Here is a 20957-nt window from a genome sequence, read left to right as displayed (position 1 = left end):
GCAAACAGATGACAGAGATCGGGGACGGCATCAGATGAATCTTTTTGAGGGACATGGAAACCGCGAGGCGAAGATTCGCTATCTCGACGGCGACTTCCAAATCCTCATGCCCGGCTCCTATGTCGTCTGCGCCATGACCGGCAAGCACATCGCGCTTGATGAGCTGCGCTACTGGAGCGTCGCCCGGCAGGAACCCTATGCCGACGTCATATCTTCGCTGGAAGCCGAAAAGCGCGCCGGCGCGCTTCCGAACCAGAAGCGCTGATCGCTACGATCGCTATTTCAGTTTCCGTCCTTCCCGTAACCGCCGTTCGCGGGCGGCTGCGATCGCGCGGTCGATGATCAAAGCCGGCGCGCGGCGATCGTCGAAGACCATGTCGATCTCGATGACACGGCTCGCCCGTAACAGCTCGTCGGCCCGGCCGTGATGGCCGATCAGGCGGACATAATCCTTGGAGGTGCTGACGATCTCCAGGCCTTCCCGGGCGGCGATATCGAGAATATCGGCTATCTCGTCTTCGCCCAGATGTTCATGATCGCCGAAGGTGCGACTAACGGCGATGCTGCCCCCCAGCGACTCGACCGTGCGGAAAAACTTGGTGGGGTCGGCAATGCCGGCAAAGGCGAGGACATTGCGCCCGCTCAGATCCTCCTGGCCGCGCACCTTGACCGATGCCGCGAAAAACGGCTTTCCAGCCCTCGCCGCCATGCGCACGAGCCGGTCGGCGGCATTGCCTTGGCCGACTTTCAGCAGCGCCGAGGCATAGCGCAACTGTGTCCTCAACGGCGCACGCACCGGCCCACCGGGAACGAGATGGCCATTGCCGATGCCTCTTGTGGCATCGATGACGACCAGAGCATAGTCGATGGCAAGTTGCGCGCTCTGGAAACCGTCGTCCATGATGATGAGATCCGCGCCTTCGCGCACCAGCCGCTCCGCCCCGTCCAAACGGCGGCGCGAGATCACCGTCAATGCCTCACGGGCAAGCAGCAGCGGCTCGTCGCCGACTGCGGTGGCGTGATGGTGGTCTGGATCGACCACCGTCGTGACATCCAGCGAGCCGCCATAACCACGGCTGAGGAAGCCCGGCTTCAATCCCTTTGCCTTGGCGGCACGGGCTATCGTCAGCGCTGTCGGCGTCTTGCCGGCGCCGCCCACCGTGAAATTGCCAACGCAGATGACGGGTACGGGAACGGAAGCGCGGCGACCATGCGCCATGCGATAGCCGGCGATGCGGCCGTATACAAAGGAAAAGGGCGAAAGCCCCCAAGCGCGCCAATCCGGCTTCCGCCACCAGAACGGCGGTGCTTCCGATACCATAATCTAATCCCGCCTCGCGCCTCTTATGCCCATGCGATATCAGCAAGGCGGCAAGAAAAGGCAGATCGGATGAAAAAGCAAGCCTTCGCCTTGGTTAGACCGGCTGGGGAACGGGCAACAGGCTTTCCAGCTCGGTAATGTCATTGAGGCAATAATCGGAGGCGGCGGCAAGCGATTCACGCGAACCGGTGCCGGTCAACACCCCGATCCTCAGGCCTGCACCGGCATTGTGCCCCATGTGCAGATCGTGATTATTGTCGCCGACGACGGCGATTTGCGCGGGGGAAAGCCCCGTCGCCTCGCAGAAGCCGAGCACCATGCCCGGCTCCGGCTTCGTTCCGAAACCGCTGTCGTAACCGGCGATATAATCGAGATAATCGAGAAAGCCGAAGCGGCGTGCCGTCTGGCGAATAGAGCGCTCATTGTCGCTGGAGGCAACACCGAGCCTGTAGCCGCGCCCGTGCAGGCGATGGAAGAAACCGGCGAGATCGGTGACCGGCGCGGAGAAGTCGGCGGCGTGCGAAAACAGCGCATCGAGTTTTTCCGTCAGCTCCACCACGTCCATCGCAGAGCCGGCGGCAACAAGGCCTTCCGAAATCTGGCGAGTATTGCCGGCGGCGAGCAAGCTGTCGGGAACGATATGGCCGGTGACCGGGTCCATGCCGCAGGCCAAAAGCAAATGATCGGCAAGGACGAGGTCACCCTGGGCCGCAATGCTGGCAAGTTCGCGATTAACCGGCAACCAGCTCGCGTCATAGTCGAGCAGCGTGCCGTCCTTGTCGAAGAGAATGCCCGCGATCGCGTCTAGTTTGAGTGACGTCATGTAGTGCCCTTATCCCTGCGCCATCGTCTTCGGCAGCAACCGTGCCTTTACCGTCAGTGGGTTGATGTAGGGTTCCAATCCCTTGATGGTCGCCGCCAGCGCCCCGCGCATCTCGTGCACGGCGGCGTAACCGGCGTCGATCATGCTGCGCCGCGCCGGATCGTTGGTCAGCAGGTAATGCACGCCCCTCGCCAGCATCTCGGTGTCGCGCACCATGCGGGCGCTGCCGCGGCGGGCGAGCAATTGATAGGAGTCGCGGAAATTCTGGACATGACCGCCGGTCAGGATAGCGCAACCGAGCATGGCCGGTTCCAGAGGGTTTTGTCCGCCCTCATTGTACAGCGACTTGCCCATGAAGGCGACTTCGGTCATGCGCAGATAGAGGCCCATTTCGCCGATCGTGTCGCCGAGGAAGACATCGACATCGGGCGACAGCACATCGTTGCGGGTGCGGCGCGCCACTTTCAGTCCCTGCTCAACGAGCATTGCTTCGATCGCGTCGCAACGTTCGGGATGGCGCGGCACTATGATGGTCAGTTGGCCGTTATGCTCCTTCAGCGTCTTGTGGACGATGCCGGCAGCATTCTCTTCGCCCTCGAAGGTGGAGACGGCAGCCCAGGTCTTGCGCCCGCCGATCTGCTTCATGTAGCGGGCAAGGGTCGGCGCGTCGTAGGGCGGGGCGTCGGTATCCACCTTGAGATTGCCGGACTTGAGCACCTGCCGCGCACCGAGATCGCGATAACGCTCGGCATCAAGATCGGATTGCGCGACAACCAGCGCCAGGTTTTCGAACAGCGCTTCCGAGAGCGACGGATGCTGGCTCCAGCGGGCAAAGGAGCGATCCGACAAGCGGGCATTGACGAGGATCTGCGGGATGCGCCGGCGGCCGAGCTCCATGATGGTCATCGGCCAGATCTCGGATTCGGCAATGATGGTGCAATCAGGCTGCCAATAATCGAGGAAGCGGCTCACGGACGGCTTCAGGTCGAGCGGCACATATTGGTGGATGACCTCGTCGCCAAGGCGCTCCTGCGTCACCTTGGCCGAGGTGATGGTTCCCGTGGTCAAAATAACGTGGATGTCGCGACGGCGGATTTCGCGGATCAGCGGAACGACCGCCGAGGTCTCGCCGACGCTTGCGGCATGAAACCAGACGAGCGGCCCTTGTGGACGATTGGCGCTGGCATAGCCGAAACGCTCCAGCCGACGGGAGCGGTCTTCCTTGCCCTTGGCAGCTCGGACGGTGAGGTAAGTCCCGACAAGGGGATAGACCGCAATCCCGCCAAAGCGATAGGCACCCAAAGCGAGGCGCGCCCTAGCGCTGCTCATCTCGATTGCCTCCGATCCAAGGTGATCGTCATCGATGCCAAATCCCAATTATTTCTCGGCCGAATGTTCGGCCGATTCTTCGTTCTGATTGCGTCAAAAATACTGCGCCATAGCCGGATTAAAAAACGACGATGCCCGTCCGGACGGGAATATCAAATATTAAATGCGACCTCAGGAGGAAGCCTTGTCCTGCGGATCGAGCAAACGATGCAGATGGACGATGAAATAACGCATGTGGGCGTTGTCGACGGTCTGCTGCGCCTTCGACTTCCAAGCGGTCAGCGCACTCGCATAATCGGGATACATGCCGACAATGTCGAGTTCGTTCAGATTGCGGAACTGTACTTCCTCGAGGTTTTCCAATTCCCCGCCGAAGACGAGGTGCAAGAGCTGCTTTTTGTCGCTGGTATCAGTCATTTTCGTCTCTTTCTGCTGTCGTCCCCCTCCACTCTTCCTGTGCGGGATTTTGACCAAAAGGTCAACCGTTTCGTCTGTGGGAGAGCTGGCGTAGGAATTGCGGCAGCCGCGCCGCCGGAGCGCCGCAGAGTTCGTCATGCGAGACCTCGGCGCGATTGTAGTTGAGCGGATGGCCGAAGAGATCGACAAGCGCCCCGCCTGCCCGCTCCAAAATGAGGTCGGCGGCTGCGAGATCCCAATCATGGGAGTTGCGTTTGACGATCGTCCCTTCCAGCCGGCCGTCGGCCACCATGGCGAGGCGATAGGCGAGCGACGGCACATGCTTTGCCCGTTCGATCGTCTTGCGGAAATCCGGATCGAAACCGCTCAACATATCCTCACCGGCGGCGAGCCTGTGGATATCGTGTTCCGGCCTGGCGGAAACCGCGATCGGTTCGCCGTTCTTCAGCGCCGGGCCATCGGCCGTTGCAACGAACAGTTCCTCCAGTGCCGGCGCGTAGAGGACGCCCGCGGTCGGGCGCCCGGCGGTCACCACGGCAACACTGATGCACCAAAGCTCAAGCCCCGACAGAAACCCGCGTGTGCCGTCGATCGGATCGACAACGAAGACGGTCGAATGCGACAGCCGCTCGGCGTCGTCGTCGGTCTCCTCCGAAAGCCAGCCATAGTCCGGTCGCGCGGGACGCAGGATGGAGGCGAGCTTTTCGTTGGCCGCGAAATCGGCGGCGCTGACAGGGGAGCGCCCCTCGTTCTTCCACCAGACCTCAGGCGATTGGCGGAAGAAGCTGAGAGCGATATTGCCTGCCTGGCGTGCCGCTTCAACGATCAGATCGAGATCGCTCAATTGGCCGACTGCGTCTCTATCGCTCATTCCGAATTCCAATCTCCGCCTCAGCGCCCAGCCAGCGTCATGCCCTCGATGGCGAGCGTCGGAGCCGCGACGCCGAAATCGCGGTCAATATCGTTTGCCGGCGTCAGGCGCATGAACATGTCCTTGAGGTTGGAGGCGATCGTCACCTCCGACACCGGAAACGTCAATTCGCCATTCTCGATCCAGAAACCGGTAGCGCCCCGGCTGTATTCGCCAGTGATCATATTGACGCCGTGGCCGATCAGTTCGGTGACGTAGAAACCATTGCCGACATTGCGGATCAGCTCTTCCGGCGAAATATCACCAGGCTCCAGCGCCAGATTGGTGGAGGACGGAGAAACGGCCGTGCCGCCGCGGGCACCGCGCCCATTGGTTCTGAGACCGCCAATCTCGCGTGCCGCCGACGTGGACAGGAACCAATGCTTCAGCACGCCGTCCTCGATCATCACCAGGCGCTTGCCCGAAACGCCTTCGCCATCGAAGGGACGCGAGGCCGGGCCGCGCACGATCAAGGGATCGTCCGTAATCGACAGGCCGGCCTTCAGCACCTGCTCGCCCATCTTGTCGCGCAGGAAGCTGGTCTTGCGTGCGACGGATGCGCCGTTGATCGCGCCGGCGATATGACCAACGAAGCCGCGCGCCACGCGCGGATCGAAAACGACCGTCACATCCTTGCCGGTCGGCACCTGGCGCGGATTGATGCGCTTGACCACCCGCTCGCCGGCGCGGCGACCGATATCCTCGGCTGCGTCCAACTCGGCGAAATAGAGGCGGCTGTCAAAATCGTAATCACGCTCCATGCCGGTGCCTTCACCGGCGATGACACTGACGGAGCGGCTGAAGCGCGAACCCATATAATGGCCGGCGAAACCATGGGACGTGGCAAGCACCATGCCGCCCATGCCGGCGGATGCGCCTGCGCCCGAGGAATTGCTCACGCCGGGAACGGCGAGCGCTGCCTCTTCCATCGCAAGGGCTGCCTCGCGCAGTTGAACCGACGAGACCTCGGTCGGATCGAAGAGTTCGAGATCGGGATAGGTCTTGGCAAGATCGGCTTCATCGGCAAGGCAGGCGAACGGATCTTCCGGCGAGACCTTTGCCATGGCGACGGCGCGTTCAGCCAGCGCCTGGAGGTCGAAGCCGGGATTGGCCGAGACGTTGGCGACACGGTTGCCGACAAACACCCTCAGTGAAAAATCGTCGCTTTCGGAGGATTCGGTGCCTTCGAACTTGCCGAGACGGACGCTGACGGATTGTGCCCGCGAGCGCACGACGACGGCATCGGCCGCATCCGCACCGGCTTTCCGGGCGAGGTCGATCAACTGGCTGGCGCGGGAAAGCAGAGTGGCGGAATCGATTTCTGAAGACATGATTTGGCCTTTCCTTCGCGTTCCATTTATTGTGCACTACATAAAGCATCAAGGGCGGCCACGCCGATTCTTGTCCGAATGTCTTCACGCATGGTTGTTTCTGATGACTATGCGCTGCAACACCGCCTGCCCACAGGAAGAAACAGACGATGTCCGCGCCGAATGCCCTCTTTACCGAAACCCTGATGCTGCTCGGAGGCGCCGTCGTCACGGCGCCAATCTTCAAGAAATTGGGGCTCGGCACCGTACTCGGCTATCTCGCCGCCGGTGTCGTCATCGGGCCGGTGCTGCACGGCATCGGCGATGGCGAATCTGTGTTTGCCGTCGCCGAACTCGGTGTCGTCTTCCTGCTATTCATCATCGGCCTGGAGCTGAAGCCGTCGCGCTTGTGGCAGATGCGGCGCGACATTTTTGGCCTCGGCACCGCGCAGGTGGTCCTGAGCGGACTGGCGCTGACGCTCGCCGCTTATCTCGCTCACATCGCCGGCTGGCGCGGCAGCATCATCGTCGGCTTCGGCTTGGCGCTCTCCTCCACGGCCTTTGCCATGCAGATCCTCGAGCAAGAAGGCGACGTCAACACGAAATACGGCCAGCGTTCCTTCTCGATGCTGTTGCTGCAGGACCTGGCGATCGTGCCGCTGCTTGCCCTGGTCACGGTTCTTGGCGGACCGACGCAGGCTTCCAATCCGGTCCTGGACCTTGCCATCGCCGTCGGCGCTGTCGCGGCAATGATCATTGCCGGCCGTTACCTGCTGACGCCCCTGTTCCAGGTCATCGCCCGCACCGGCGCGCGCGAGGCGATGATCGCCGCCGCCCTGCTCGTCGTCATGGGCTCGGCGACGCTGATGCAGCTTGCCGGCCTCTCCATGGCGATGGGCGCCTTTCTCTCCGGCGTGATGCTGGCCGAATCCTCCTATCGCCATGAGCTGGAGGCGGATATCGAGCCTTTCCGCGGCGTGCTACTCGCCATCTTCTTCATCGCCGTCGGCCTGTCGCTGAAACTGGATGTCATCGCCGACAATTGGGCGCTGATCGTGCTCGCCGTGCCGGTCGTCATGGTCATCAAGGGCGTGATCATCTATGCGCTCTGCCGCGTGACCGGTTCGTCGCATGACGATGCCATCCGCATCGCCTGCCTGCTTCCCCAGGGGGGTGAATTCGGTTTCGTGCTGTTCAGCGCAGCCAGCGTTGGCGGCGGGCTCTTCTCCGCTAGCACCGCCTCGCTGCTGATCGCGATCGTAACGCTCTCCATGGCGCTGACGCCGCTCGGCGCAGCGCTTTCGAAGCGCATGCTGACCGGCGATGGGCATGAGGAGCTGGACGAGGATTTCGAGGGTGCCGGCTCCGACGTGCTGATGATCGGCTTCTCGCGTTTCGGCCAAATCGCCGCGCAGATCCTGCTGGCCGGCGGCCGCGATGTCACCGTCATCGACTTTTCCGCCGATCGCATCCGCCAGGCCTCCAACTTCGGCTTCCGCATCTATTTCGGCGACGGCACCCGCAAGGATGTGTTGCGTTCGGCCGGCATCGACCGCGCCAAGCTGGTCGTCGTCAGCACGCATCAGCGCGAAATCACCGACAAGATCGTCGAACTCGTGCAGACGGATTATCCGCATGCCCGCATCTTCGTCCGTTCCTACGACCGTATTCACTCGATTGCGCTGCGCAACAAGGGCGTCGATTTCGAGCTGCGCGAAACGCTGGAATCCGGCCTGCTCTTCGGCCGCCGCACGCTGGAAGCCCTCGGTGTCAGCGAAGCCGACGCCTTCGAGATCGGTGAGGATATCCGCAAGCGTGACGAACAGCGGCTGGTGCTGCAGGTCAGCGAAGGATTGCAAGCCGGGCGCGACATGCTCTATTCACGGCCAGTCAGGCCGGAACCGCTGGTCAAACCAAAACGCAGCGCCGATATTTTCAGCAACGACGACGATCTCTCCGTGCCGGCGGAGGAGCCGGAGCGGGCTTAGTTCTTCGCAGTGATCACCCGGTCGAGGGCGAATTTGAGCTCTTCCTTGACGCTGGCGGACATGGCGAGGATATCGCGGGCCTTCAAAAAATCGAGCACGCCGGTGCGGCCGATTGGCGGGCGCAGGAATATCTGCGGTGAAAGCAGCCGCAGCTTCAGCGCGATATTGGACTGCATCGTCAGTTGTCCAGCACCGAACAGGCTCTCGATACGGTTCGGGATATGGGTGCCGTCGCCATCCGGCCCACCGACAACGTCGATGCCGATGATGATGTCGGCAAGTCCGGCCAGATGCTCGTAGGGAACCGGATTCATAATGCCGCCATCGATCATGACGCGGTCGCCGACCTTGACCGGCATGAAGACGGCGGGGATGGCGGCGGAGGCAGCAAGGACCGGGAAAAGCTCGCCTTTTTCGGTCACCACCTCGGTCTGGTCATAATAGTCCGTCGTCACCACCTTCAGCGGAATATGCAGCTCGGAGAAATCTTCCGGAAAGGTTGAAGGCAAGAATGCGCGCAGGATGCGTTCGAGATTGAACTGGCCGATCCGGAAGCTGCGCATGTTCGGGGGTCGCAGGCTCCACATCTTGTTGAGCACAGCCGGGCGGTTGCCGACCGTGGCGAGCGTATAATCGCGGATTTCCGCGCCGCTCATGCCAGCCGCCATGGCGGCGCCCATGATCGAGCCTATGGAAGCGCCGGCGATCGCGACCGGGCGGATGCCGAGTTCATCTAGCGCCTCGATGATATGGATATGGGCAAGTCCGCGGGCACCGCCGCAGCCGAAGGCGACCGCGACGCTCGGCGTGCTGGATGTCGCGAGCGTATAATCGCTCCCAACAAAATCGGCATAATCGCCCATGATCCTCTCCTTCCGCCACTAGGCCTGTCGAGGCTGATAACGGAAGAAATGCATCTTGCTGTCGCCGAAGGTCCGCTCTTCCAGGAAGAGAAAATCCGGCGCGACGGAAACCGTGACGTCGGCGCGTTCCTCGAGGATTGCCAAGGCTCCCGGTACCAGCCAGCCGCCGGCAGCGGCAGCGGCGAAGGCCTTCTCGCCCAGACCCTTGCCATAGGGCGGATCGGCGAAGAGAAAATCGAAAGGCTCCAGATTGCCGACGCTGCCGAGATCGGTGGCGTCCCGCCGCAGCATGCGCGTGCGGCCGTGCAGGCCAAGCGCGTCGATATTTTCCCAAAGCAGGCCACGGCCCTCGACGCTGCTTTCGACGAAAAGCACATGGCGGCAGCCGCGCGAAGCGGCTTCGAGCCCGACCGCGCCGGTGCCGGCAAAGACATCCATCATCCGCGTGCCATCGATGGCCTCGGGATAGGCATGGCTCAAGATATTGAAAAGGCTCTCGCGCGTGCGGTCCGCCGTCGGACGAATGTCGTTCGACTTCGGCACCGCAAGCGACCGACCGCGAAATTCACCGCCGACGATCCGCACCGCGCGTCAACCTCTTCCGCCCTTGGGGCCACCCCTGCCGGGGCCGCCACGACCGGGACCGCCGCGACCCGGGCCGCCAGACGGACGGCCTGTGCCACCGGGTTTACCGCCAAAGCCGCGCGAGCCGCCAGGCTTTCCACCCGGTTTGCCGCCAAAGGACTTGCCGCCGCCCGGCTTCTTGCCGAAGGGCTTGCCGGCCGGCCGGTCCCCGTAGGAACGCTCGCCCTGCGGACGGTCACCCATGGGCCGATCACCGCGCGTGGGCCGATCACCACGCGGCGGGCGATCCCCGAACGGGCGATCGCCGCGAGGACGTTCGGAGCGCTGTTCGCCGCCGAAAGACTTGGCCCGCGGACGCTCGTCTCCCTCAGCACGCGGCCGCCGGTCGCCGCGGGGTTTATCGCCATATGGACGATCGCCACGCGGTTTGTCGCCGAAAGAACGCTCTCCACGGGGCGGACGATCTCCGAAGGAGCGTTCGGAACGGCCTTCTCCCTGGAAGGATTTCGTACGGGGGCGATCACCGCCCTCGGGACGCGAGCCGCGTTCACCGCGCGGACGATCGCTAAACGGGCGCTCGCCGCGAGGACGGTCGCCAAACGAACGATCCCCGCGGGCGGGACGGTCGCCCTGCGGCCGATCACCTCGGGGACGATCACCAAAGGTTCGGTCATCCCGGGAGCGCTTGCGATCAAAGCCCTCGTCGTCGCGCGACTTGCGTGGTGCGACCTCGCTCGAACGGATCCACTCGCCATCCCCCTCGTCGACGCGGTTGATCCGAACGCGTGGGCCTTCGTCCGGGCGATCGAAGCCGCTACGCTGCGGGCGTTCCACTTCGCCGCGCTTTGCGGCGGTCCTTGCATTCTTGGCAGCCTTTGCAGCAGCCTTTTCGCCGAGCGGACGGGCACCAGGCGCCATCCAGACATTCGCGCTCCGACGCGGACCCAGCGGCTGGCGCTTCGGCCGGTCGTCGTCCTTGTGGCCGGCTTCGCGGCGCCCCTCATCCCGGCGGTCATCGCGCTTGGTGTCGAGACGGCTCAGGGCGCGCTCGCGCTTATCCTCGGGGCGCTCGCGACGCGGGCGCTCTTCCTTGGCCGCGCGAGCAGGCTTCGCCTCCGGCTCATCCTCGGCGGCAACGGCCGAGCTATTGTAAAGCGGCGCGTCGAAATTCGCCTTGGCGTCTTCCACCAGGCGGGGACCGAGCTGATCGCGCAGCGTGCGCCCACGCACTTCCAACACCCTGCCTTCCGGCAGCTCGCCGAGCTGGAATGGGCCGTAGGAGATACGGATCAGGCGGTTGACCTCGAGGCCGAGCGCGCCGAGCACATTCTTGATTTCGCGGTTCTTGCCTTCGCGCAAGCCCATCGTGATCCAGACGTTGGACCCTTGGGTGCGGTCGAGCGTCGCCTCGATCGAGCCGTAGAGCACGCCGTCGACGGCGATGCCTTCCCGCAGCTTGTCCAGCGCTTCCTGATCGATCTCGCCGTGGGCGCGCACGCGATAGCGACGCAGCCAGCCGGTGGTCGGCAGTTCCAACACGCGGGCAAGGCCGCCGTCGTTGGTCAGCAGCAGCAGGCCTTCGGTGTTGATGTCGAGGCGGCCGATCGACATGACGCGCGGCAGCTCTTCCGGCAGGTTGTCGAAGACGGTCGGACGTCCTTCCGGATCGGCATTGGTGGTCACGAGGCCCGCCGGCTTGTGATAGAGCCACAGGCGCGTGCGCTCGATGCCGCGGATCGGCACGCCATCAACTTCGATCTTGTCGGCGAGCGTCACGTTGACCACCGGCGTATCCAGCAGCACGCCGTTCAGCTTCACACGGCCGTCCATGATCATGCGTTCGATGTCGCGGCGCGACGCCACGCCGGCGCGCGCCATCACCTTGGAAATGCGTTCCGCTTTTCCATCCCCGCCTTCTGCCTCTGCCGCCACTTTGGCGGACACAGCCTTCGTCGGCTTGGCGTCATCGCGCGTCTTCGTCTGCTTGTCGCGGGTAAAGGGTTTGGACCCAGGCCGCTTGGGCTTGTCATTCATTGTCATTTGTTGTTTGCCTGAATTTTTAAGGCGTGTTCCTATCAGGTCACGCCCCCGCGGTTAAGTGGAAAATCTTAAATGGTGAATACAAATCACTTCATGGAGCTGGCGCTCGCCGAAGCGCGAAGCGCCGGCGCGCGCGGTGAAGTGCCTATCGGAGCCGTCCTCGTGGTCGACAATGCCGTTGTCGCCAAGGCCGGCAACCGCACCCGAGAGCTCAACGACGTCACCGCGCATGCCGAAATCGCCGTGATCCGCATGGCCTGCGAGGCACTCGGCCAAGAGCGGCTGACGGGTGCAGATCTCTATGTAACGCTGGAGCCGTGTACCATGTGCGCGGCCGCCATCTCGTTTGCCCGCATCCGCCGCCTTTATTACGGCGCGGAAGATCCGAAAGGCGGCGGCGTCGACAACGGCGTGCGCTTCTATCGCCAGCCAACCTGTCATCACGCGCCGGAAGTCTATTCGGGCATGGCCGAGCGGGATGCGGCCGATATTCTCAGGGAATTCTTCCAACAAAAACGCGTGGAAGACTAAAAAGCGGCTGATTTAACCGCCGCTTCAGCTAGAAAGGCTTATTGGAAAGGCTTCCACCAACTGCTGTTGCTGGACTGCTGCGCGGCCTCGGCGTCCTTCTTGCGCTGCTTTTCCTTCTTGCTCTCGGGGGTGCCGAGATCGTTGAGAGCAGCCTCGTCGGAGACCTGGCGGTATTGCTGCGGCGGATCGATCAGGTAGCGGCGCTGATCGATATAGGTGCCATCCTGATCCTGGCGTGCGGCCCGATAGGCGGCCGTCTGCTGCGCTTCGCTCACCCGGTTGCGGCCACTGTCGGCCTGAGCGAGCGGAGAGCGATAGTTGACGTTGTTCTTGTTCTGATCGGCTTCCTCCGCCAGGCGCTTGCGCGAATCTTCCGGCGATTCCAGCCAGGCCGGATTATCCTTGCTGGCCAGCGACTGCTGCGGCGAGGTCAGGTTTTCCCTGTCGTTCTGGGCCGGAAGCACCAGGCCCGGGCGGTTCGGATATTTTACGCCCTTGTCCTTCGGCGTGGCCGCCGAAACGGATGCGATGTCGCTGATATCATCGAAGAGCTGTTCGCCGGCGGTCTTGTCCGTGCCGTAGCGCGGGCCGCTCATGCAGCCGGACATCAGACCGCAGCCAATCACGAGTGCCGCCAAGCTGACGCCGACACGAATCCTATGTATCGCTCTCATGAATACCCTTCCCAGCTACGCCGGTGCAACTATCGCAGAACCCCATTTCACGGCAACTGCCGCAAAAATCGGGCCATTTTCAGGCAGCTTTTACCGGATGAACGCCTCAAAGGCAATTCACCCGGTAATTTTCTTCAGTTGACAGCCATCAACTCGCGCAGAGCGGCCGCATCACGCGCAGAGACGTCGGGATATTCCGGATCGGAACCGACATCGGTGGTGATGCGCCAGGAGCGGGCGCACTTGCGGCCTTCGGCCAGCTTCGGCACGACACTTACCTTGGCGGCATCATCCAGGCGGAAGGCATCGGCGGGGCCTTCGCCGCCATTGATGGCGATATCGGAGGTGATGCAGATTTCCGAGAAATCCTGTCCTTCCAGCACCTTCAGTAGCTCCGGATCGGCGATATAGACGACGGGCGCGGCTTCCAGCGAGGAGCCGATGCGCTTGTCCTTGCGCTCGATTTCGAGAGCTCCGGTGACGACGCTGCGCACTGCGCGGATCTTTCTCCACTTCTCGGCCAGCGCCTCGTTCTTCCATTCGCCGGGAACGGTGACGAACTGTTCGAGATGCACCGAGACCGCCTGTGGATTACGCGACAGCCATGCTTCTTCCGTCGTGAACGGCAGCATCGGCGCCAGCCAAGTCACCATGCAATCGAAGATCGTGCGGATGACGGCAAGCGCTGCGCGGCGGCGCAGGCTCGACGGCGCATCGCAATAAAGCGCATCCTTGCGGACATCGAAATAGAAAGCCGAAAGCTCGACATTCGAGAAATCGATGAGGGCGCGGGCGATCCGCTTGAAGTCGAAGGCATCATAGCTTTCGCGCACGAGCTCATCGAGTTCCGCAAGACGGTGCAGCATGAGCTGCTCGAGCTCCGGCATCTCGGCACGGGCGATCACCTCGCCCTTGTCATGCGCGAGCGTGCCGAGCATCCAGCGGATGGTGTTGCGCAGCTTGCGATAGGCATCAATATTGGTCTGGATGATCGTCTTGCCGACGCGCAGATCCTCGGCATAATCCGACGTCATGACCCATAGGCGCAGGATGTCGGCGCCGGCGTCCTTCATCACCTCCTGCGGCGAGGTGACATTGCCCTTGGACTTCGACATCTTCTCGCCCTTCTCGTCCATGGTGAAACCATGGGTAAGAACGGTATCGTAAGGCGCACGGCCGCGCGTCGCGGCGCTTTCGAGCAGCGACGAATGGAACCAGCCGCGATGCTGGTCCGAGCCTTCCAGATAAAGGTCCGCCGGCCATTTCAGGTCCGGACGGTCTTCCAGCGTGAAGGTATGGGTCGAGCCCGAGTCGAACCAGACGTCGAGGATGTCCATGACCTGCGTCCAGGGCTCGTTGGCCTTTTCGCCGAGGAAGCGCTCGCGCGCACCTTCGGCGAACCAGGCATCGGCGCCTTCCTTTTCGAAAGCATCGAGGATGCGGGCATCGACGCCCTCGTCTTGCAGGATTTGGCCCTCGTCATCGACGAAGATGCAGATCGGCACGCCCCAGGCGCGCTGGCGCGACAGAACCCAGTCCGGCCGCTGCTCGATCATGGCGCGCAAGCGGTTCTGGCCCGCGGCGGGCACGAAACGCGTATCGTCGATCGCTTTCAGGGCGCGCGAACGCAGCGTCGTGCCGTCAGCAAGGTCCTTGTCCATATAGACGAACCATTGCGGCGTGTTGCGGAAGATGACCGGCTTCTTCGAGCGCCAGGAATGCGGATAGGAATGCTTCAGCCGTCCGCGCGCAAAGAGCGTGTTCGTCTCGATCAGTGCCTTGATGACCAGATCGTTGGCATTGCCCTTCTTGCCGTTGTCGTCCATGACGCGGCCGCCGTCGAAGCCGGGGGCGTCGGCCGTGTAGAAGCCGGCATCATCGACCGGGAACGGGATGCGGGAGGAGATCCCACGCGCTTCAATCTGGCGGGCATGGCTCGTCCAGGCGTCGAAGTCCTCGCGGCCATGGCTTGGGGCGGTGTGCACGAAGCCGGTACCGGCATCGTCGGTCACATGATCGCCATCGAGCAACGGAACCTTGAAGTCGTAGCCGAGCGACGCCAACGGATGGGCGCAGATGCTCGCACCAAGCTCATCAGCGGTCACATCGCGCAGGCGCTTGAACTGCAGCTTCGCCTTGGCGAAGGATTCCTCGGCAAGCTTGTCGGCAAAGATCAGCTTTTCGCCTGGGCGCGGACCGAAATCATTGGCGGCTTCCGTCACCTCGTACAGGCCGTAGGAAACCCGCGACGAATAGGAGATCGCCCGGTTGCCGGGGATCGTCCAGGGCGTCGTGGTCCAGATGACGACGAAGGCATCGGCGAGCGCCGCCGGACCTTCGACGACCGGGAACTTCACCCAGATCGTATCGCTCTCGACATCGGCATATTCGACTTCGGCTTCCGCCAGTGCCGTACGCTCGACCACCGACCACATGATCGGCTTGGAGCCGCGATAGAGCTGACCGCTGCGGGCGATCTTCAAGAGCTCGCCGGCGATGCGGGATTCGGCGTGGAAGTTCATCGTCAGATAGGGATTGTCGAAATCACCGACGATGCCGAGACGGCGGAATTCCTCGGACTGGATCTTGATCCAGCCTGAGGCGAAGTCACGGCATTCCTGGCGGAATTCGTTGACCGGGACTTCGTCCTTGTTCTTGCCCTTCTCGCGGTATTTTTCCTCGATCTTCCATTCGATCGGCAGACCGTGGCAGTCCCAACCCGGAACATAATTGCTATCATAGCCGCGCATCTGGAACGAGCGGGTGATGACGTCCTTGAGGATCTTGTTCAGCGCGTGGCCGATATGGATGTTGCCGTTGGCATAGGGCGGACCGTCATGCAGCACGAATTTTTCGCGGCCGGCGGCGGAAGCGCGCAGCTTCTTGTAGAGGTTCATTTCCTGCCAGCGCTTGACGAGCTCCGGCTCCTTCTGCGGCAGGCCGGCGCGCATCGGGAAGTCGGTCTCGGGCAGGTAAAGGGTTTTCGAATAGTCGATCTTTTCAGCGGTATCGGTCATTGTTCTGACAATTGCCTCGGCGTCTCGGGCGTTTCGCGCCGGAAAGGCGCAGCCATATGGGGATTTTTCGGCGGCGGAAAGCGCCTCGGGAACAGGCGCCCAAAACCCGGACCTTCCGGCCGCTTAAAGCGCGCGGAAGGCCGGGCCAATAATTCGTATCGATAGGCTCAGCCGAAATTGGGTCATGGTTGGCGGTTCATAGGCGTTTTTTGCATGGAAAGAAAGAGGGATCAGCCGCCGCAGGGCATAGAAACCCGCTGATGCTTCCACCCGCGGCCAATCGGAGCCCGCCCAATCAGGCCCGTGCCGCGTGACAATCAAGAAAAGGCGATGAACCGGTCGATATCCCCGAGCGGGCGGACGCCGGCGAGCAGCGCCCTCGCCTCCTCTTCATCCTTCCTGATCTGCGCCACCAGCGGGTCGAGGCCGTCGAACTTCAGTTCGGGCCGGAGATAACCGAAGAAAGAGACGGAACAGATCTGACCATAGAGATCGCCGCTGAAGTCGAAAACGAAGGTTTCGAGCAGCGGCGCCCCGTTGTCGGTCACCGTCGGGCGCCGGCCATAGCTGGCGACACCATCGCGAATGACGCCATCGGCGGCGCGAAAGCGCACGGCATAGATACCAGCCTTCAGCTCCGCTTCCGGTGGCAGCCGCATATTGGCGGTTGGGAAGCCCAGCGAGCGGCCGAGTTTTTCGCCGCCAATGACCTCTGCCTCGACCGTATAGCGATAGCCGAGCAGACCCGCAGCCTCCGCCACCTCGCCTTCCACCAGCAATGCCCGAATGCGGCTTGACGAAACCACTTCGGCATTTTCATCGCGAAAGGCGTCGATCAGCGTCACGCCGAAGCCGTTCTTGCTGCCGGCATTCATCAGGAAGGCCGGACCGCCCTGGCGATCATGGCCGAAATGGAAATCGAAGCCGGTGACCACTTCGGAAGCATGCAGCCAGTCGATCAGAATCGAATGGACGAATTCATCGGCGGAACGCTGCGAAAAGGCCCGGTCGAAGGGATATTCAATGACGGCGTTGAAGCCGATCGCCTCGAGAAGCCGCGCCTTCAGCGGCGCCGGCGTCAGGCGGAAAACCGGCTGATCAGGCCTGAAGACGGTCCGCGGATGTGGCTCGAAGGTTAGGACCAGCGCCGGCACGCCGCGCTCCCTGGCAATCTCCAGCGCGCGATCGAGCACGGATTGATGGCCGCGATGCACGCCGTCGAAATTACCGATGGCAATGACGCCGCCTTTCAGATTGTCCGGCAGCGGTTCGCGGGTCTCATTGCGATGGAAGACGGTCATCGGCTACCACTCTCCTCAGACAAGGCGCGGCATCCACCACTTCGGCGACGCCTGTTCGCGCGCCAGGAAGGCGCCAAGCGCTGCCTCGTTGGTGTGGCCGTCGACGACATATTCGCGGGCATGGATACCATGGCTTATATAAAGAAGATCGAGTCCGTAATCGAGCGCGCCGCGCACATCGGTCGGCATGCCGTCACCGATGGCGACAACGCGCGACATCGGGAATTCGCCGCGCGCTTCGCGGGCGGCTGCGATCGAGGCATCGTAGATCGGCTGATGCGGCTTGCCGGCAATCCGCGTCTCGCCACCGAGCCGATCGTAATAAGCGGCCATGGCACCGGCGCAGGGGATCATGCGGTGCCCGCGCTCGACGACGAGATCGGGATTGGCGCAGATCAGCGGCACATTACGGGCCGACCAGGCCTTCAGCATGTCGGTATAATCGTCGGGGGTCTCGGTTTCGTCATCGAAGAAGCCGGTACAGACGATGCTCTCAGCCTCATCGGCCTCGACGCGCACAACGTCCAGCCCCTCGATGATAGCGATATCGCGCTCAGGACCGAGCAAAAATACTTTCTTCGGGCCCTCGGCAATCAGGCGGCGGGTCACGTCGCCGGAAGTAACGATGCGGTCATAGGCGCTGTCGGGAACGCCGATCTGGCGCAATTGCTCGACCACTTTCGGCGCCACGCGGGGAGAATTGGTGATGAGGACGACGGTCAGCCCGTCGCCGCGCGCAGCTTCCAGCGCAACCGGCGCGTCCTCATATACCGACACGCCGTTGTGCAGCACGCCCCAGACATCACAGAGCGCGACATCATAAAGTTTGCCGATCTCGCGGAAGCTTTCGATACGCTTGCCCATGCAGTCCTCGTGGTCAAAGAAATCACGGGCTGACATTGCAAACCGGCCGGCAAATTACAAGAGCGGAGTGCAGGTTTTTGCACCGCACATAGACCGCTTCCGATTCATCCGGCGAAGCGCAGCAGGCAACCGGCCAAGGCAGATATACCGAGTACGGTTGCCACCCCTGCCCGATGACGGAAGACCAGCACAATGGCGAGAATGAAAAGCAGCAGTGCGGAAACATCAAGCGTAGACCAGGTCGGCCAGGCTATGCCCGCGATCGGAACGTTGGCATAGTCGCCACCCTGAATCTTGACGCGGTGGCTCAAAAGAACGAGCCGCCCGGTATCGGCGAAGAGCACATGCAGGCCAAACCAAACCGACAGATTGGCCATGACGCCGACGATCGCAGCCGTTATCGCGGCAAGAGCCGCCGACAGACCGGCGTGACCGCGCAGACGCTCGATGAAAGGGGCGCCGGCGAAAATGAAAAGAAAGCTCGGTGCGAACGTCGCCCACGCCGCGAGGCTGGCGCCGAGGAACCCTGCCGTCAAAGGATCGAAGCCGAAGGGATTGCGGAAGCCGGCCATGAAGCCGACGAAACAGAGGACCAATACTAGCGGTCCCGGCGTCGTCTCCGCCAGCGCCAGACCATCCAGCATCTCGCCCGGCCGCAGCCAGGCGTAATGCTGGACAGCGGTCTGCGCGACATAGGCAAGCACGGCATAGGCGCCGCCAAAGGTAACCACTGCCATGCGGGAGAAGAAGGAGAAGATGGCGCCGAAGACATTTGTGCCGCCACTTAGCGTTTCGGCGACAATATCCTTGGGTCCATTTATGACATGGATCAGCAACAGCGGCGCCTGCCAGATCGCCAGCCAGCATAAGAGCGTGACCGCAGCAGTCCGCAGGCGGCCACTTCGCAGCGCTCCGATGCCGATATTGGTAATGGCAAGCCGAGGCAGTCGCGGCCGCCAGTGATCATCATGATAAGCGCGATAGAGAACCCGGCCATAACCCGAGAGGCCGGCCAAAAGCACCACCAGCGGAAATGGCAGATCGAAGACGAAAAGCAGAGTGAAGCTTGCGATCGCAACGGCAATATGAAAGCGGGTTTTCAGCGCCCGGCCGCTCAGCCGGATCAGCGCCTGCAGCACGATCGCCAGCACACCGGCCTTAATGCCAAAAAAGACCGTCGCAAGCAGGGTGGTATCGTGAAACAGGGCGTAGAAGGCCGATAGCGCCAGGATAACGGCGAAGCCCGGCACGATGAACAGAAGCCCCGCGATCAGGCCGCCACGGATGCCATGCAGCAGCCAGCCGATATAGGTGGCGAGCTGCTGCGCCTCCGGTCCCGGCAGCAGCATGCAATAGCTCAGTGCATGCAGAAAGCGCTCTTCATCGATCCAACGCTTCTCATCGACGAGGATGCGATGCATCAACGCGATTTGCCCGGCCGGGCCTCCGAAGCTTAATACGCCAACGCGCGCCCATACACGCGTGGCCTCACTGAGGGATGGGGTCGCGGCGAGATCGTCAACCAAAACGGTTTCACTCACGATTTTTTAGCTCCATGCGATACCCAGTCATGCTTTTCCTGCGTCGCGTCGCGCGCCCAGCGATAAAGCGCGTCATAACACAACATCCCTGCATCCAACTGTTCAATATCGTCAGCATACATGCGCGACAATCCGAGCGAGACGGCAAGCAAGCCGGCCGCCTGCGGTTCGAGGTCGAGCCTGTTGGTATCGGCGCCCCTGACGATGCGGGAAAGATGATGAAGCGCCGGGAGTTCGAGCCGGAATTCCTTTACCATCGTATCGAAAGTGCAATCCTCGTCGCGATGGCTCCAAAATACCCCTTCCACGTCGAAGGGCGTCGCGCCGAAACGTTGGGCGACGCCGTCGACTTCCTGAGGCGTGACAAAGAGAAACGACGCATCGGGATCGACGAAGCGGCGGATCAGCCAGGGGCAGGCGATGCGATCGATCTTCGGCCGGGCGCGGGTCACCCACACGGTCGCACCCGACGCATTGGCCCCAGGCAGAATCGAAACCGGGATCAGCGGCAATCCCGCCGCCCGCCAGGCATCGAGGCCACCATCGAGGATTTCCGCCGCAGTACCGGCCAGCCGCAGCCAGGCGGCGACACCTTCGCTGAGCTTGCCGCCATGCTGACAGAGGCAGACGACATTGCGGCCGCGAAATTCGGCGGCCCAAGCCTGAACGTTCTCATGATCCCGACGTCGCGAGGCCGGCAGCAGATAAGGATCGGCCTCAAAATCATCGGCGTCTCGAACATCGAGTATTGCGGGCGCTTTCGGCGTACCCAGCAGACGAAGAAGCTTTTCGGGAGTGATGGCGTTGAACGAAGTCATGTTACGTCCCTTCCAAAAGAGATGGACGCGAAACTCCGGCATGACGCCTCGTGGGGTATTCGCAAACCCCATATTGAAGATTTTCCGGCAAAAGCTGCGGCAAGTCAACGAAGAGCTGTCCGAAAAAATTCACGGACACATTCTTGACTCGTTTAGCGCCCAATCCTAAATCACCGTCCGCTAGCACTCGCTGAGGCAGAGTGCTAACAAAGCCCCATACGGATCCCCCGCTGATCCGTGAATGTCATTTGATCGAGGGATTAGACAATGGCAAGCACCAATTTCCGCCCCCTTCATGACCGTGTCGTCGTTCGTCGCGTCGAGTCGGAAGAAAAGACCAAGGGTGGCATCATCATTCCGGACACCGCCAAGGAAAAGCCGCAGGAAGGCGAAATCGTCGCCGTCGGTTCTGGCGCCCGTGATGAATCCGGCAAGGTCGTAGCACTCGACGTCAAGGTTGGCGATCGCGTTCTGTTCGGCAAGTGGTCCGGCACCGAAGTCAAGCTCAACGGCGAAGACCTTCTGATCATGAAGGAAGCCGACATCATGGGCATCATCGGCTAATCCAGCCGATTTCCCCTTTTCCGATAAAGCTGACGGGCCATAAACCCGGACAACGCGAATT

19 protein-coding genes are annotated in these 20957 nt (G+C 62.1%); 4 read left to right on the top strand and 15 right to left on the bottom strand.

What is annotated here, in order from left to right; genetic code table 11:
* Positions 1 to 34 precede the first annotated feature (34 nt).
* A complete protein-coding gene (locus QA648_RS02040) occupies positions 35 to 265 on the top strand; it encodes a DUF2093 domain-containing protein (protein ID WP_104822141.1) in 231 nt (76 codons plus the stop codon).
* 12 nt (positions 266 to 277) lie between these two features.
* Here the strand turns inward: QA648_RS02040 and lpxK are convergent, their stop codons facing one another.
* The 6 genes from lpxK to QA648_RS02010 all read right to left on the bottom strand — a co-directional run bounded on the left by lpxK (position 278) and on the right by QA648_RS02010 (position 6131).
* Positions 278 to 1321 (bottom strand): tetraacyldisaccharide 4'-kinase, encoded by a 1044-nt coding sequence (lpxK, locus tag QA648_RS02035; protein WP_283049353.1) that lies wholly within the window; start codon positions 1319 to 1321, stop codon positions 278 to 280.
* Positions 1322 to 1415: 94 nt separating this feature from the next.
* Positions 1416 to 2144, bottom strand: a complete 729-nt coding sequence (locus QA648_RS02030) for an HAD family hydrolase (protein ID WP_283049351.1) — start codon at positions 2142 to 2144, stop codon at positions 1416 to 1418.
* A gap of 9 nt (positions 2145 to 2153) precedes the next feature.
* Entirely contained in the window at positions 2154 to 3473 is a 1320-nt protein-coding gene (waaA, locus tag QA648_RS02025; RefSeq protein WP_283049349.1) for a lipid IV(A) 3-deoxy-D-manno-octulosonic acid transferase, read from the bottom strand.
* A 171-nt stretch (positions 3474 to 3644) separates the two neighbouring features.
* Entirely contained in the window at positions 3645 to 3890 is a 246-nt protein-coding gene (locus QA648_RS02020) for a DUF4170 domain-containing protein (protein WP_104822138.1), read from the bottom strand.
* A 61-nt stretch (positions 3891 to 3951) separates the two neighbouring features.
* On the bottom strand, positions 3952 to 4761 hold the full coding sequence (locus tag QA648_RS02015) for a 3'(2'),5'-bisphosphate nucleotidase CysQ (RefSeq protein WP_283049347.1): 810 nt from the start codon (positions 4759 to 4761) through the stop codon (positions 3952 to 3954).
* Positions 4762 to 4781: 20 nt separating this feature from the next.
* Complete coding sequence (locus tag QA648_RS02010) at positions 4782 to 6131, bottom strand: TldD/PmbA family protein (RefSeq protein ID WP_283049345.1); 1350 nt, start codon at positions 6129 to 6131, stop codon at positions 4782 to 4784.
* A 149-nt stretch (positions 6132 to 6280) separates the two neighbouring features.
* Here QA648_RS02010 and QA648_RS02005 point away from each other — a divergent pair, with 149 nt between their 5' ends.
* Positions 6281 to 8098: a monovalent cation:proton antiporter-2 (CPA2) family protein gene (locus QA648_RS02005; RefSeq protein ID WP_283049343.1), complete on the top strand. Its 1818-nt coding sequence runs from the start codon at positions 6281 to 6283 to the stop codon at positions 8096 to 8098.
* On the opposite strand, the gene QA648_RS02000 is transcribed toward QA648_RS02005, so the two are convergent.
* From QA648_RS02000 to QA648_RS01990, 3 genes are read right to left on the bottom strand one after another with little or no spacing between them, the layout of a single operon-like run.
* The gene (locus tag QA648_RS02000; protein ID WP_104822134.1) at positions 8095 to 8961 is read right to left on the bottom strand and encodes a patatin-like phospholipase family protein; all 867 of its coding nucleotides are present in this window, start codon (positions 8959 to 8961) and stop codon (positions 8095 to 8097) included. The two genes, QA648_RS02005 and QA648_RS02000, sit on opposite strands and share 4 nt — an antisense overlap.
* A gap of 18 nt (positions 8962 to 8979) precedes the next feature.
* Complete coding sequence (gene rsmD / locus QA648_RS01995; RefSeq protein WP_104822133.1) at positions 8980 to 9546, bottom strand: 16S rRNA (guanine(966)-N(2))-methyltransferase RsmD; 567 nt, start codon at positions 9544 to 9546, stop codon at positions 8980 to 8982.
* Between the two features lie 6 nt (positions 9547 to 9552).
* On the bottom strand, positions 9553 to 11586 hold the full coding sequence (locus tag QA648_RS01990) for a pseudouridine synthase (RefSeq protein ID WP_283049340.1): 2034 nt from the start codon (positions 11584 to 11586) through the stop codon (positions 9553 to 9555).
* A gap of 72 nt (positions 11587 to 11658) precedes the next feature.
* On the opposite strand from QA648_RS01990, the gene QA648_RS01985 reads away from it, so the two are divergent.
* A complete protein-coding gene (locus tag QA648_RS01985) occupies positions 11659 to 12117 on the top strand; it encodes a nucleoside deaminase (protein ID WP_104822131.1) in 459 nt (152 codons plus the stop codon).
* 38 nt (positions 12118 to 12155) lie between these two features.
* Here the strand turns inward: QA648_RS01985 and QA648_RS01980 are convergent, their stop codons facing one another.
* The 6 genes from QA648_RS01980 to QA648_RS01955 form a co-directional block, all read right to left on the bottom strand.
* Complete coding sequence (locus QA648_RS01980) at positions 12156 to 12791, bottom strand: hypothetical protein (RefSeq protein WP_104822130.1); 636 nt, start codon at positions 12789 to 12791, stop codon at positions 12156 to 12158.
* A gap of 134 nt (positions 12792 to 12925) precedes the next feature.
* Positions 12926 to 15808, bottom strand: a complete 2883-nt coding sequence (gene ileS / locus QA648_RS01975) for an isoleucine--tRNA ligase (protein ID WP_104822129.1) — start codon at positions 15806 to 15808, stop codon at positions 12926 to 12928.
* 317 nt (positions 15809 to 16125) lie between these two features.
* Positions 16126 to 17109, bottom strand: a complete 984-nt coding sequence (locus tag QA648_RS01970) for a bifunctional riboflavin kinase/FAD synthetase (RefSeq protein ID WP_283049336.1) — start codon at positions 17107 to 17109, stop codon at positions 16126 to 16128.
* A gap of 15 nt (positions 17110 to 17124) precedes the next feature.
* Positions 17125 to 17973: a TIGR01459 family HAD-type hydrolase gene (locus QA648_RS01965; protein WP_283049334.1), complete on the bottom strand. Its 849-nt coding sequence runs from the start codon at positions 17971 to 17973 to the stop codon at positions 17125 to 17127.
* A 104-nt stretch (positions 17974 to 18077) separates the two neighbouring features.
* Complete coding sequence (gene chrA / locus QA648_RS01960; RefSeq protein WP_283049332.1) at positions 18078 to 19514, bottom strand: chromate efflux transporter; 1437 nt, start codon at positions 19512 to 19514, stop codon at positions 18078 to 18080.
* Positions 19511 to 20332, bottom strand: coding sequence for a sulfurtransferase/chromate resistance protein (locus QA648_RS01955; protein ID WP_283049330.1), 822 nt, complete (start codon positions 20330 to 20332; stop codon positions 19511 to 19513). Before QA648_RS01955 ends, chrA begins: the two co-directional genes overlap by 4 nt.
* Positions 20333 to 20599: 267 nt before the next feature.
* Between QA648_RS01955 and groES the strand changes: the two genes are divergently transcribed.
* Positions 20600 to 20896 carry a co-chaperone GroES gene (gene groES / locus QA648_RS01950; RefSeq protein WP_004109735.1) on the top strand — a complete coding sequence of 99 codons (297 nt, stop codon included), beginning with the start codon at positions 20600 to 20602 and terminating at the stop codon, positions 20894 to 20896.
* The last annotated feature ends 61 nt before the right edge of the window (positions 20897 to 20957 follow it).

Source organism: Rhizobium sp. CB3171, assembly GCF_029714265.1.
In the GTDB taxonomy this organism is placed as follows: Bacteria; Pseudomonadota; Alphaproteobacteria; order Rhizobiales; family Rhizobiaceae; genus Rhizobium.
Note: the sequence above shows the minus strand (reverse complement) of the source record. Positions and strands in the feature narration are given on the sequence as shown.

Coding starts and splice junctions, on each gene's coding strand:
- QA648_RS02040 (WP_104822141.1), top strand. CDS start 35: ATGAATCTTTTTGAGGGACATGGAAACCGCGAGGCGAAGATTCGCTAT.
- lpxK (WP_283049353.1), bottom strand. CDS start 1,321: ATGGTATCGGAAGCACCGCCGTTCTGGTGGCGGAAGCCGGATTGGCGC.
- QA648_RS02030 (WP_283049351.1), bottom strand. CDS start 2,144: ATGACGTCACTCAAACTAGACGCGATCGCGGGCATTCTCTTCGACAAG.
- waaA (WP_283049349.1), bottom strand. CDS start 3,473: ATGAGCAGCGCTAGGGCGCGCCTCGCTTTGGGTGCCTATCGCTTTGGC.
- QA648_RS02020 (WP_104822138.1), bottom strand. CDS start 3,890: ATGACTGATACCAGCGACAAAAAGCAGCTCTTGCACCTCGTCTTCGGC.
- QA648_RS02015 (WP_283049347.1), bottom strand. CDS start 4,761: ATGAGCGATAGAGACGCAGTCGGCCAATTGAGCGATCTCGATCTGATC.
- QA648_RS02010 (WP_283049345.1), bottom strand. CDS start 6,131: ATGTCTTCAGAAATCGATTCCGCCACTCTGCTTTCCCGCGCCAGCCAG.
- QA648_RS02005 (WP_283049343.1), top strand. CDS start 6,281: ATGTCCGCGCCGAATGCCCTCTTTACCGAAACCCTGATGCTGCTCGGA.
- QA648_RS02000 (WP_104822134.1), bottom strand. CDS start 8,961: ATGGGCGATTATGCCGATTTTGTTGGGAGCGATTATACGCTCGCGACA.
- QA648_RS01990 (WP_283049340.1), bottom strand. CDS start 11,586: ATGACAATGAATGACAAGCCCAAGCGGCCTGGGTCCAAACCCTTTACC.
- QA648_RS01985 (WP_104822131.1), top strand. CDS start 11,659: ATGGTGAATACAAATCACTTCATGGAGCTGGCGCTCGCCGAAGCGCGA.
- QA648_RS01980 (WP_104822130.1), bottom strand. CDS start 12,791: ATGAGAGCGATACATAGGATTCGTGTCGGCGTCAGCTTGGCGGCACTC.
- ileS (WP_104822129.1), bottom strand. CDS start 15,808: ATGACCGATACCGCTGAAAAGATCGACTATTCGAAAACCCTTTACCTG.
- QA648_RS01970 (WP_283049336.1), bottom strand. CDS start 17,109: ATGACCGTCTTCCATCGCAATGAGACCCGCGAACCGCTGCCGGACAAT.
- QA648_RS01965 (WP_283049334.1), bottom strand. CDS start 17,973: ATGGGCAAGCGTATCGAAAGCTTCCGCGAGATCGGCAAACTTTATGAT.
- QA648_RS01955 (WP_283049330.1), bottom strand. CDS start 20,332: ATGACTTCGTTCAACGCCATCACTCCCGAAAAGCTTCTTCGTCTGCTG.
- groES (WP_004109735.1), top strand. CDS start 20,600: ATGGCAAGCACCAATTTCCGCCCCCTTCATGACCGTGTCGTCGTTCGT.